Consider the following 12,102-nt stretch of genomic DNA (forward strand, 5'->3'; position numbering starts at 1 on the left):
CCGCGGCACTTTGGCGGCACAAATGCGGCAGGCTTCTGGCACTCGCCGCTGCCTAAAGTGTGAACGCGGGGGCGCGTCATGGAGGTACTGCTGCTGCCGCCCCCGCAAGGCCTTCTGGACAACCTGCGGCATGTCGTGCCCCAGGGGCCCGTCGTCTGCGTGACCCTGCCGGCCGAGCAGGAGACGGAGTACCGGCGCTGCTGCGAGGGAATCGTGACCATCCTCAGCTCGGGCGACATGTTCGCTTACCGCAGTCATCGAGCCATGTATCTCTGAGACACCTCGAAATGGCGACCCGGTGCGCATGCTGTGGTGAACCTTTCGGCCTGCTGCTGCGTTCTGCAGGTGGAAGGCTCTGCCGTCGGCCACGCGGGCGGCGGTGGCCGTGACGGGACTTTTCAGCCACGCTCTCGTGGTCCGTTCCCGTCCCCGCACACGTGTCGTGAACCATTGGCGCTGGCCCGTCCGTTCCTAAGGGGCTCCGCGGTGAGACGGATGAGCCGGGTTCGGCTCCCTCCCCATACGCGACACGTGGTCGGCGGCACCGGCCTCGGTCGCGGGCAGACCGCCGTAGGAGTGCGTGAGGACCGTCGCCGGCCCGTACAGGCCGGCCAGCTGGGGCACACGTGAGGAGACATATGTCCCGCTCGTTCCCCGGTCGGGCTGGAGAGTATGCCGAGGGGCAACCATGTCCGGGCGTCCGGAGTGCTTGTGTGAGCTTACGGTGAGGGCCGCAGGATCTGGAAAGGAAGCGCGTGGACCCCTTCGGCAAGCCCCCCCAACGACCTCGCCGCCGACTGGGCCCCGCGTTCGCCGGGACCGCGCGCCGCTCAGGTGAGGGGTCAGCGTGCGGCCACGGCGGGCGTGGTCTTCTTGCGTGCGCGGTATGCGGCGGCCTTGATCTTGTTGCCGCAGGACTCCATGCCGCACCACTGGCGCCGCATGCCCCGGGAGCGGTCGATGTAGACCCTGGTGCACTCGGGGTTGCCGCATTCCTTCATCAAGGGGACGTCCGGGCCGCTGAGCAGTTCCACGGCCTGCCGGGCGACGGTCGCCAGCGCCTGCTCGGGCGTCGCCTCGGTGAGCCGCCCGGTCGGGGTGAGCTGGGGCGTCACGGGGGTCTTGCGCGCGGCGGCGTTGACCGTGTCGAGCGCCTCCCGGTCGAACTCCTCGCCGAGACGGCGGTCGGTGACGAGCCGGTAGATGGCCTCGCGTACGGTCGTGGCCTCCCGGACGTCGTCCTCCTCGCCGGGAGTGATCGTGTCCACCAGCCCGGACTCCAGGTACCAGGCATTCAGCCGTTCCGGTGTCACGAACATCTCGAACCGGGTCGAGCGCCGGGCTCGGAGGGTCGCCGCGAAGTCGAGGGCCGGGTGCCCGCATACGAATACATGGTCAAGATTCACATCACCATCTTGACAGGTGACTTATGTCGGATGCAAGGAGCGTCACTGTTCCAGACGGTTATCCCTGGTCACGGCGTGGTCGAGCTCGTACGGCACCTCCTCCTCCCGTCGGCCGCGCCCCGGTTCCAGGCGAAGTTCGCGGCCTTGCCACCGTCGGCGCAGCCAGCGGTCGTGGCTCGCGACGACGATCGCGCCGGGGCCCGGCCCCAGGGCGGCCTCCAGCTCGTCGCACAGGCGCGGGGAGAGGTGGTTGGTGGGCTCGTCGAGCAGGAGCAGCTGAGGTGGGCGGGCCACCAGGAGGGCCAGGGCCAGGCGGCGGCGCTGACCCACGGACAGGTGCCCGACCGGTTTGTCCAGGTCCGCTTCGTGCATCAGTCCGAGCGAGCCCAGCGGCACCTTCTCGGCCCGCTGCGGGCCCAGCGACAGCTCGTAGGTGTCCCGGACCGTGCGGTCGGGCCGTTCGAACGCGGTGTCCTGGGTGAGCAGCCCGACCGTCAGCCTGCGCCGCCGGTGCACCTCGCCCTCGGCCGTGAGACGTCCGGCGAGTACGGCGAGCAGCGTCGACTTGCCCGCCCCGTTGCCGCCCGTGATGAGCAGCCGGTCTGTGGCCGACACCTCCAGGCCGTGCAGCGCGAGCCGGCCGGGCACCCGCACCTCGTGCAGGGCGACCAGGGGCCGCAGGTCCTCCTCGGCATGCGCGGCCAGTTCCCCGGCCGCGAACCGCAGCTGGCGCGGCGGCTCGGCGACCTGGGTGCGCTCGAGCTCCTCCAGCCGCCGGGCGGCGTTGCGGACCCGGCGGGAGATCTGGTTCTGCACGCGGCCGGCCCGGTGGCCGTAGCCCATCTTCTCGTTGTCGGTGCGGCCCCGGTCCGGCGCGACCCGGTGCGCGGTCACCCCCGCCGCGTGCCGCAGCTCCACCAGTTCCTCATGCTCCTCGGCATACCGCCGCTCCCAGCGCTCCCGCTCGGCGCGCTTCTCCGACAGATAGGCGCTGTAGTTGCCGCCGTAGCGGACCGGGCCGTCCACGGCCGGATCGAGGTCGATCAGGTCGGTGCAGACGGCGTCGAGGAACGCCCGGTCGTGGCTGGCGACGACCACGGTCCCGGGCAGGCCGCGGACCTGCTCCTCCAGAAAAGCGGCGGCGCCGTCGTCGAGGTGGTTGGTCGGCTCGTCCAGCAGCAGCGCCGACGGCCGCCGGACGAGCAGGGCGGCCAGGGCCAGCCGGCCTCGCTGCCCGCCGGAGAGCGAACCGAGCGTGCGGTCGTGCCCGAACGCGCCGAGGCCCAGGCCGTCAAGGACCAGGGCCGCGCGGCGGTCGGCGTCCCAGGCCTCCCGGTCCTGGGCCTGCTCGAGGCGCCTTCCGTAGGCGTCGAGGAGCTCCTGGTGGCCGGGGTCGTGCTCGGAGGCGCGAGCGAGTTCCTCGCCGAGCCGGTCCAGCTCGGCGAGGTCCTCGCGGGCCTCGCGCAGTGCCTCGTCCAGCACCGCGGCGATGGTCGAGTCGGCGTCGTACGGCATCTCCTGGTGGAGGAAGCCGAGGTCGAATGGGCGGGTGACGCTGCCCGCGTCGGGCTCGTCGAGGCCGGCGAGCACGCGCAGCAGGGTGGACTTGCCGACGCCGTTCTCCCCGAGCAGGCCGATGCGGTGGCCGGGGGAGGCGGTCAGGGAGACGCCGTCGAGGATGCGACGGCCGCCCAGGTTGCGGACGAGGCCGTGGGCGAGCAGAGCGGGGTGGGGCATGGGGATCCGTCCGACGTGATCGGTGTTCGGCCCGCGGGGCGTGCTGCCTCGGACGCGGGCCACTGCACACGTCGGTGGCTCACACCGCGGGGGCTCCCGTCTCCGTGAGCGTTCCGTCGGCCAGCCGCAGCCAGCGGTTCACGCCGATCTCGGCGAGGAACCGCTCGTCGTGGCTGACCACCATGAAGGCGCCCTGGTAGGAGTTGAGCGCGCTCTCCAGCTGGCCGGCGCTGACCAGGTCGAGGTTGTTGGTCGGCTCGTCCAGCAGCAGCAGATGCGGTGCAGGTTCGGCGCACAGCACGCAGGCCAGGGTGGCGCGCAGCCGCTCGCCGCCGGAGAGCACCCCGACAGGCAGGTGCGCCCGCGTGCCCCGGAACAGGAAGCGGGCGAGCAGGTTCATCCGTTCCGCCTCGGGCCGCTCGGGGGCGAACGCGGCGAAGTTCTCCGCCACGGTGCGGTCCAGGTCCAGCAGGTCCAAGCGCTGCGAGAGGTAGGCGATCCGGCCGTCGTTGCGCTTGATCTCCCCGCCGTCCGGGGCGAGTTCGCCGGTGATCAGCCGCATCAGGGTGGTCTTTCCGGCCCCGTTGGGACCGGTCAGCGCGATGCGCTCGGGGCCCCGGACGGACAGGTCGACACCGCTCGCGGCGAACACCGCCTTGTCTCCGAGGCGGACCTGCATCCCCTCGCCGAGGAAGAGGTTGCGGCCGGCGGGCACCTGGGTGTCGGGCAGGTCCAGGGCGATGCGCTGCTCGTCGCGCAGCGCGCGTCCGGCCTCGTCGAGGCGGGCCTTGGCCTCGCCGACCCGGGACGCGTGCATCTGGCCGGCCCGGCCCGCGGACTCCTGCGCGCCCCGCTTCATGTTGCCGGCGAAGATCTTGGGCAGGCCGGCGTTCTTGAGGTTTCGGGCGGCGTTGCTCGCGCGGCGCTCGGCGCGTTCTCGGGCCTGCTGCAGCTCCCGCTTCTCCCGCTTCAGTTCCTGCTCGGCGTTGCGGACGTTCTTCTCGGCGACCTCCTGCTCGGCGCGCACGGCCTCCTCGTACTCGGTGAAGTTGCCGCCGTAGAGGCGCAGTTCGTCGCTGCCGAGCTCGGCAATGCGTTCCATGCGGTCGAGCAGTGCGCGGTCGTGGCTGACCAGCAGCAGGCAGCCGGGGAAGTCCGACAGCACGTCGTAGAGCTTGCGCCGGGCCCGCAGGTCGAGGTTGTTGGTGGGCTCGTCGAGCAGCAGTACGTCGGGGCGCCTGAGCAACTGGGCGGCGAGGCCGAGCGAGACGACCTGGCCGCCGCTGAGCGTGCTCAGGCTGCGGTCCAGGGTGAGGTCGGCCAGGCCCAGGCGGTCGAGCTGGGCGCGGGTGCGTTCCTCGATGTCCCAGTCGTCGCCGATGGTGGCGAAGTGCTCCTCGGCGACGTCCCCGGACTCCACGGCGTCCAGGGCACGGATCACCGCGGCGACGCCGAGCACCTCGGCGACCGTGAGACCGCCGGTCAGGGGAAGGCTCTGCGGGAGGTGGCCCAGGGTGCCGCCGACGGACACCGAGCCGGTGATGGGCTTCAGGTCGCCGGCGATCAGCTTGAGCAGGGTGCTCTTGCCGGCGCCGTTGGGGGCGACCAGGCCGGTGCGGCCGGTGGTCACGGTGAAGGACAGGTCGTGGAAGACCGGGGTGTCGTCGGGCCAGGCGAAAGAGAGGTTCGAGCAGACGATCGCGGCGTCGGACATGGAGGCGACCTCGAAGGGACGGAGGGCAGAGCTTGGACCTCTGCCCTGGGCAGACGTGGGAAAAGGGGTACGACGAAACGAACCACGTCGGCAGCGCTCCTGAGCGCCGGCCGGTGGCCGTCAGATCCGGGTCTCACCCGGAGATGTCGTCTTCACCCACCACGTCTGTGACTCCTCGATACATGGTCAACGTCGCTGACAGCCTAACAAATCGTCGGCTGCGCGGTCGGTGGTGTGGCCGGTCAGGCTCATACGTGTGCATCAACGGCCTCTTTTTGACAGCTCCGAGACTCTCATGACCTGGTGGCGCTGAACATGCAGGACAAGCCCATCACTCACGCGCACGGCGGACCGGTCCGCCTCTACGTGGCCCCCATGTACTTCTACAAGTCGGCCAAGTGGCTGTCCGGTATCTCGGTCACCGACGAGGTCGTTCCCGGCTACTGGGAGGAGCGCGGTTATGCGGTCGACGGCTGACTCGACGACGCCGACCGGCGCGGCGACGCGGCCTGAACACGATGGCCGGCTCCGCCGGTTCAGCACCGCCGAGCGCATGGTCCACCGGGCCACGGGCTACCTGATGCTGCTGTGCCTGGTCACCGCCGCCTGCCTCTACCTCGGCCCGCTGGCCCAACTCGTCGGCCGACGGCACCTGATGGTCACGGTCCACGAATGGTCCGGCATCTCGCTGCCCCTGCCCTTCCTGCTCGGGCTCCTCTCACCCGCCTTCCGCGCCGACCTGCGCCGCCTGAACCGCTTCGCGGTGTACGACCGCCAGTGGCTGCGTGCCGTACGCAGGCGCCGGACATCTCCCGAGGCCCGCCCGGCCGGCAAGTTCAACGCGGGCCAGAAGCTCTACGCGGGCTGGATCGCCGTCGCCGTGCTGATCATGATGTTCACCGGCCTGCTGATGTGGTTCATGGGGCTGCTGCCCTTCATCTCCCGCACCAGCGCGATCTTCGTCCACGACATCGTGGCCTGGGCGATCACGTTTGTCGTGCTCGGCCACATGCGCAAGGCGTTCGAGGACCCCGAGGCGAGGCTGGGGATGCGTACCGGATACGTCAGCCGGTCGTGGGCGCAGCGGTATCACTCGCGGTGGTTGAGGGAGGAGCAGGTGAGTGACGTGTCCGAGCGGCGGACCGTCGAATGACCTGACACGTCCTTCGCGGGGCCCGGTCGGTGTTCCTGGGTGTGGACCGTCAACTGACTGTTGTCGGGATATGCGGCGCGTGGCCAGAGTGGGTCCGGGCGAGAGTGGCCTGCCCGCTCGCTTGACCGGAGTTCGACCCACCTCTGTCGTCACCTGCTTAACCGGTGATAATATCCGGATCAGTCTTCAGCCCGCCTCATGTGACGTGCATATGTGTCGCCGTGGCCAGGCACACACACCTCCTTCTTCGATGGGAAACCAATGAGACGACTTCTGACTGTCCTCGCGGCCGGTGTGCCGCTGGCCGCAGCGGTGTATCTGCCGACCGCCTCGGCGGAGCCCCAGGACGGTTCCGCCTCCACGACGTTCGCCTGCGCGGCGCCCTCCGTGAAGGCTCCGGCCGGGACCAGGGTGGAGTCCGTGACCGCGGTCAGCCAGGCGGGCGGCACCATCATCGGTACCGGCGTCCTGGGCGGTACGGTCTCCGGCGTCCCGGCCTACTGCGAGGTGACGGTCACCCTCACCCACCCGGGCGACGGCGACCACGCCAAGGTGCGGACCTGGCTGCCCGTCAGCGGCTGGAACGGCCGTTTCCAGGGGCTCGGCGGCGCGGCCTACCTGGCCGGCGACAACGGCGTCGCGCTGGGCACCGCGGTCAAGAACGGCTACGCCGCCGTCAGCACCGACGCCGGTGTCGGCGACGCCCTGGACACCAGCTGGGCGCTGACCAGCGAGGGTCAGGTCAACACCGCGTTGCTGAAGAACTTCGCCTCGCGCTCGCAGCACGAGGCGGCGGTCGTCGGCAAGGAGGTCGTCGACGGGTTCTACGGCAAGGGTCCCGCCTACTCCTACTTCACCGGCTGCTCCACCGGCGGACGCCAGGGCTACATGGAGGCCCAGCGCTACCCCGACGACTACGACGGCATCCTTGCCGACGCTCCCGCCGTCAACTGGGACGAGTTCGAGGTCGCCACCCTGTGGCCGCAGGTGGTCATGAACAACGAGAAGATCTTCCCGTCCAAGTGTGAGTTCGACGCCTTCACCAGCGCCGCCGTCAAGGCCTGCGACTCCCTCGACGGCGTCAAGGACGGCCTGGTCAACGACCCGTCCCGCTGCGACTTCGACCCGCGCCGGCTGATCGGCACCAAGGTCGTGTGCGAGGGCAAGGAGCTGACCATCACGGCGGCCGACGCGACCGTCGTGCGCAAGATCTGGGACGGCCCGCGCACCACTTCCGGCAAGAAGCTGTGGTCCGGCGTCCCGATCGGCGCCGACATCTCGGCCCTGGCCGGCGTCAACGGGTCCGACGCCGACGGCAATGTCGCGGGCGCACCGTTCAAGGTGCCCGCCGACTGGGTCAAGCTCTGGGTGGCGAAGGATCCCTCCCTCGACCTCTCGAAGATCACCTACAGCCGGTTCACGCAGCTGTTCAAGCAGTCCCAGGCCGAGTACGACAAGGTCATCGGCACCGACGACCCGGACCTGTCCGGCTTCCGCAAGTCCGGCGGCAAGCTGCTGTCCTGGCACGGCCTGGCCGACCAGTACATCCCTACCCGGGGCACCGTGAAGTACCGCGAGCAGGTCGAGCGGGAGATGGGCGGAACCAAGCCGGTCGACGACTTCTACCGCCTCTTCCTCGCCCCGGGCACCAACCACTGCGGCCTCAACGGCGGTGACGGCTCGGCCGACGGCCTCGCTGCGCTGACCGCCTGGGTCGAGCAGGGCAAGGCGCCCGAGACGCTGCCCGCCACCCTGACCAACGACTCCCAGCAGAGCGTCACCCGTGACCTGTGCAGCTACCCGCAGGTGTCGCGCTACAACGGCCACGGCGACCCGGCCGTCGCCTCCAGCTTCCGGTGTGTCCCCCCGTCCCGACACTGAGGGGGCCGGCGACGACCCCCTGACCTGAGAAAGGCCGAACCCACATGAGCACGCAGACATCGACGCCGACGCTTCCGGCGGCCGCCACGGACGAACGCTTCTCCCTGCTGAGGCTGTACCTGGGCCGTGGTGTCCTGGCCGTGGCGTGGGCCCTGGCGTTCGCCGGAGCCCACGAGAACGTCGACGCCGTGGCGATCACGCTGCTGGTCGTCTACCCGCTGATCGACGCGGTGTCCTCGCTGATCGACTACCGGGCCTTCCCCGACGGATCGGAGCGCCAAGTCACGGCGTTCAGCGGGGTGCTGAGCACGCTCGCCGCCATCGCGGTCGGCATCGCCGGGGCCGGTGGCGTGGCACCGGTGCTGCATGTGTTCGGCGCCTGGGCCGTCATATCCGGTGCCGCGCAGGTGGCCGTCGGGCTCAAGCGGCGCGGCCCCGAGCTGGGCAAGCAGTGGCCGATGCTGATCGCGGGCGGGCTGTCCTTCGTCGTCGGCATCTTCTACAACATCCAGGCCGCGGGCAGCGATCCCTCGCTCGACGTGCTGTCCGTCTACGCCACGGGCGGCGGGGTGTTCTTCATCGTCCAGGCGGGCCTGCTGGGCTGGAAGGCCCGCCAGCTGCGCACGCGGACCGTCTGAAGGCCCTACCCCTTCTGTTCCGTCCCGGCCCGCGCCTTTACGGCGCGGGCCGGGACGTTTCTCATGCTGTCAGCCGACGCGGTAGCACACCGGCAGGGACAGCACTCCGCGGATGATGCCTGAGCCGGTCCACTCCAAGGAGCCCGCCGGGGCGGCGAGTTCGAGTTCGGGGACGCGGAGTGGATGCCCTGTCCGAAGGCCAGATGACGGGCGCCCGGCCGGGTCACGTCGAGAACGGCCGGGTCCTCGTCCTCGGCCGGCGGGGCGTCGCGCCCCACCGCACCGAGAGCTACGACGACCATGCTGCCCCGGGGATCGGCACCCCTCCCAGTTCGATGTCACGCGCCGGGTAGCGGCTGGTGGAGCGCTCGACGGAGGTGTCGTAGCGCAGGAACTCCTCCACCGCGCCCGGCAGCGGGGCGTTGAACGCCTCGACGAGGTCCGTCTCGGCAGCCAGTGGCAGCGCGTCGATCAGGTCGGGGGCGATCTGCTCGACACGTGGCGCCAGTTCGGCCGTACGGCGTGGGGTGAAGGCGGCCGAGGCCAGTCGGCGCAGCCGGGTGTGTTGGGGAGGAGCAGCGCGAGCCTGGTCGCCAGGAGGGTCCAGGGGGCGGACCGGCGCACGGACACGCCGGAGGGGCAGGCGCGGTGCGCGTGCCCCTCCGGCGGCGAGAACTCAGTTGTCGCTGTTGAAGATGGTCAGCACACGCAGCACTTCCAGGTAGATCCACACCAGCGTCAGGGTGAGACCGAAGGCGGCCAGCCACGCCTCCTCGCGCGGGGCCCCGTAGGCGACGGCGTCCTCGACCTGCTTGAAGTCCATGGCGAGGAAGGCCGCGCCGAGCAGGATGCCGATGACGCCGAAGAGGATGCCGAGGCCGCCGCTGTGGAAACCGAGGCCGTTGCCCGCGCCGAAGGCGGAGAACAGGAGGTCGGCGACCAGCAGCAGAAGGAAGCCGGTCGCGGCGGCGGCGACGAACCCGGTGAACCTCTGGGTCACACGGATCCAGCGCATCCGGTACGCGACGAGCACACCCGCGGACACCGCGAAGGTGCCGAGCACCGCCTGTACGACCACACCCGGCGCGAGGTAGGTCGAGATCGTGCTGGAGAGCACACCGAGGAAGACACCCTCGAACGCCGCGTACCCGAGGATCAGCGCCGGGGACGGCGTCCGCCTGAAGGACTGGACCAGCGACAGGACGAAGGCGACGAGGGCCGCGCCCATGGCCATGCCGTAGGACCGGCCGAGGTGCGCCTCGTCGATGGGCAGCAGGAGCCAGGACAGCACCGCAGTCAGGGCCACGGTGCCGAGCGTCGTCCCGGTGCGGACGATGACGTCGTCCATCGTCACCGCGGTCCCGTCGGTCCGCGGTGACGTGTCCGCACCGGGGGCGTAGGGGTTGGTCGCGTAGGCGTCCGTCGGCCGGCCTCCGACCGCGGCATCCACCGGCCGGCGCGCGTAGGCGTCGGCCGGGCCGGCGTCACGGGCGGCACCCCAGCGGGAAAGGATCGGGTTGCTGGTCCTCACGTCATTCCTCCTCGTCCGCCGCACACTCGCGGCCTGCGGCAAAGCGTTGTCATCGGGTGCCCGGGGCGGCATACGTGCACCGCCGGCCACGCACCGGGCCGACGACGGCAACTCTGTGCGTCACCGCTCTGACAGGTGACGAAATGAGAAGCAAGTGATCCGTGCGCGCACCCGGTGGCGGTCATTCGGACGGTGTCGCCGGGCCGTCGAGCAGCTCCATGAGGAAGTCGTCCCAGTTCAGACCGTCCATCTCCGCCTCGGCCGAGATGATCCGGTAGGTCGCGTCGAGCCACTCCGCCAGTGGCGCGGCGGGCACCTCGAACAAGGCCTCCACCTCCTGCGATTCGAGAAGCAGCCAGGAGGAGGGCCGCTCCCTGGGCAGTGCCGGCCACATCCGTACATCGGCGCAACCGCTCATCGACGTCAAGCCGTGATGCAGGAGCTCGCGGCCGATGCGCCAGATGAGACTCGGTCCTCGTTCCGCCAGGAACTCGACCGTGATCATCGCGGGCATGTCCGGGTCGAAACGGAACTCCGCACGTATCGGCAGCGGAGTGAACTCGTCGAGCATCTGGTAGAGGTCCAGGAACAGCGAAGGCACAAGCTCGGGCGCCGAACCCGCCTGCAGGGGTGACTGATCGCGGTGCATGACAGGAGTTCCCCTCCGTCGGACGAAGTCTGCGTCTACCACTCTTCACCGGGAACAGAACCCGCACATCGGTCACTTGACGGTCGAAGCGCGCCTCGGCGCCGGGATGCGTCGACGGACCTCGCAGGTGTGACGTAAGTCAATGGGCTGCGTCACCGTGGCGTGGCGTTGTCTCCTGGTCACGGGACAGGACAGGAACTCCTCCCGTTCGCACGTGTGGCTCTACCGGCGGACCGCGTCCGGCCGGCAGTCGCCATCGACTACAACCGCGTCAAGGGCACGTCCCCGCTCGACTGGACCCGGCCGCAGGGCGCGGACAAGGGAGAGGCATCTGGCTGCACGTCGACCACGGGGGCCCTGCCGCGCGTCGTAGTTGTAGACCAGCGGGTCGTGGCTGCCCACGCCCTTCTTCTGCGACAGGCCCGGCAAGGCGTCGTACTCGGCGTTGAAGCCGGGGACGGGGCCCTCGGTGCCGTAGGTGGCGACGAACGCGGTCGGGAAGCCGGCCGAGCCCCACTCGACCTTGGCCGCGCTGTTCTTCGCCAGCCCCTCGGGGGCTCGGTGCGTGGCGGGGGAGGGCCCGGTCCTCTCGTCGTACCCGAGGGTCGTGGCGAGCATCAGTCTCGTTCCCCGGAGCGTGGGACTCACAACGGCGATGGAGGCGCTCACCCCCGAGCCGACGGAGCGCGACGCCGGTGCCTACCTGGAGGCATCACCGGGTACTGCATGGGAGCTGGGCTCGCGCTGTGCTGAACGTCGAGGTGACGAAGGTGTACGACGACGAACCGGTGCTCAACACCGGCGCCTGACATCCGAGGCCGGCTCTTCAGAAGGGCGGCCTGGCGCCTGTACCCCGTGTGGGCTCCGGGTCGATACGGATCGTCGCGGCCCGTGCCTCCGCGCTCGTCACGAGGGCGTCGGCCGGCCGGCCGTACTTGTCGCGGAAGACGGCATCGAGTCCGGCGGGTGGTTCGAGATCGCGGGTCGTGAGCAGGACGTCGCGGGTGACGGCGCCCGCGGCGCTGCTGATCGTCGTCGAGGCGCAGGGCGCCGGCCAGGGTGGTGAGGACGGGGGCGGAGGCGCGCACGCGGTCCTGTTCGAGGCGGGCGTAGTAGTCCACGCTGATCGCGGCGAGTCGGGCGACCTCCTCACGGCGCAGTCCCTTGACGCTGCGTCGGAGTCCGTCCCGGGCAGGCCGCACTCCCGCGGCTTCAGCTGCGCCCGACGGGCCCTGAGAAAGGCACCGAGGTGGGAGTCAGATGTCTGTTGCGTGTTCTCCATTGTCACACCATCGCACCGGGGACGGCACATGTGTGAGGGGGCAGGTTCTTTCCCAGGCAGTAATCTGACTCTTCCGCGGGTGGGGCAGGTGGCGGAGTGTGGAGATGTGCC

Annotated in this window: 10 protein-coding genes and 2 pseudogenes; 5 read left to right on the forward strand and 7 right to left on the reverse strand. The window is 70.3% G+C overall.

Annotated features, from left to right (window positions below; genetic code table 11):
* The first annotated feature begins 78 nt into the window (after nucleotides 1-78).
* Nucleotides 79-276 (forward strand): hypothetical protein, encoded by a 198-nt coding sequence (locus Q4V64_RS42435; RefSeq protein WP_253267396.1) that lies wholly within the window; start codon nucleotides 79-81, stop codon nucleotides 274-276.
* A 566-nt stretch (nucleotides 277-842) separates the two neighbouring features.
* Here Q4V64_RS42435 and Q4V64_RS42440 read toward each other — a convergent pair.
* The 3 genes from Q4V64_RS42440 to abc-f all read right to left on the reverse strand — a co-directional run bounded on the left by Q4V64_RS42440 (nucleotide 843) and on the right by abc-f (nucleotide 4,857).
* On the reverse strand, nucleotides 843-1,406 hold the full coding sequence (locus Q4V64_RS42440; protein ID WP_124444569.1) for a CGNR zinc finger domain-containing protein: 564 nt from the start codon (nucleotides 1,404-1,406) through the stop codon (nucleotides 843-845).
* A gap of 42 nt (nucleotides 1,407-1,448) precedes the next feature.
* Complete coding sequence (locus Q4V64_RS42445; RefSeq protein WP_124444570.1) at nucleotides 1,449-3,143, reverse strand: ABC-F family ATP-binding cassette domain-containing protein; 1,695 nt, start codon at nucleotides 3,141-3,143, stop codon at nucleotides 1,449-1,451.
* A 79-nt stretch (nucleotides 3,144-3,222) separates the two neighbouring features.
* On the reverse strand, nucleotides 3,223-4,857 hold the full coding sequence (gene abc-f, locus Q4V64_RS42450) for a ribosomal protection-like ABC-F family protein (protein ID WP_124444571.1): 1,635 nt from the start codon (nucleotides 4,855-4,857) through the stop codon (nucleotides 3,223-3,225).
* A gap of 300 nt (nucleotides 4,858-5,157) precedes the next feature.
* Here abc-f and Q4V64_RS42455 point away from each other — a divergent pair.
* From Q4V64_RS42455 to Q4V64_RS42470, 4 genes and pseudogenes are all read left to right on the forward strand, one after another.
* Nucleotides 5,158-5,334 (forward strand): annotated as a pseudogene (locus Q4V64_RS42455) (molybdopterin-dependent oxidoreductase); the annotation flags it as partial.
* Entirely contained in the window at nucleotides 5,318-6,010 is a 693-nt protein-coding gene (locus tag Q4V64_RS42460) for a cytochrome b/b6 domain-containing protein (protein ID WP_124444573.1), read from the forward strand. The pseudogene Q4V64_RS42455 and the gene Q4V64_RS42460, both read left to right, overlap by 17 nt.
* 261 nt (nucleotides 6,011-6,271) lie before the next feature.
* Nucleotides 6,272-7,891, forward strand: a complete 1,620-nt coding sequence (locus tag Q4V64_RS42465) for a tannase/feruloyl esterase family alpha/beta hydrolase (RefSeq protein WP_124444574.1) — start codon at nucleotides 6,272-6,274, stop codon at nucleotides 7,889-7,891.
* A gap of 44 nt (nucleotides 7,892-7,935) precedes the next feature.
* Nucleotides 7,936-8,529, forward strand: coding sequence for a DUF308 domain-containing protein (locus Q4V64_RS42470; RefSeq protein ID WP_124444575.1), 594 nt, complete (start codon nucleotides 7,936-7,938; stop codon nucleotides 8,527-8,529).
* Nucleotides 8,530-9,205: 676 nt separating this feature from the next.
* Here the strand turns inward: Q4V64_RS42470 and Q4V64_RS42475 are convergent.
* From Q4V64_RS42475 to Q4V64_RS55610, 4 genes and pseudogenes are all read right to left on the reverse strand, one after another.
* Complete coding sequence (locus tag Q4V64_RS42475; RefSeq protein ID WP_124444576.1) at nucleotides 9,206-10,060, reverse strand: Bax inhibitor-1/YccA family protein; 855 nt, start codon at nucleotides 10,058-10,060, stop codon at nucleotides 9,206-9,208.
* A 181-nt stretch (nucleotides 10,061-10,241) separates the two neighbouring features.
* Nucleotides 10,242-10,709: an SsgA family sporulation/cell division regulator gene (locus Q4V64_RS42480; RefSeq protein WP_124444577.1), complete on the reverse strand. Its 468-nt coding sequence runs from the start codon at nucleotides 10,707-10,709 to the stop codon at nucleotides 10,242-10,244.
* A gap of 222 nt (nucleotides 10,710-10,931) precedes the next feature.
* Nucleotides 10,932-11,327, reverse strand: coding sequence for a hypothetical protein (locus Q4V64_RS42485; protein WP_253267399.1), 396 nt, complete (start codon nucleotides 11,325-11,327; stop codon nucleotides 10,932-10,934).
* 284 nt (nucleotides 11,328-11,611) lie between these two features.
* Nucleotides 11,612-11,991: pseudogene (locus Q4V64_RS55610) on the reverse strand (helix-turn-helix transcriptional regulator); the annotation flags it as partial.
* Nucleotides 11,992-12,102 lie beyond the last annotated feature (111 nt).

This window comes from Streptomyces sp. NL15-2K, from assembly GCF_030551255.1.
Lineage (GTDB): Bacteria > Actinomycetota > Actinomycetes > Streptomycetales > Streptomycetaceae > Streptomyces.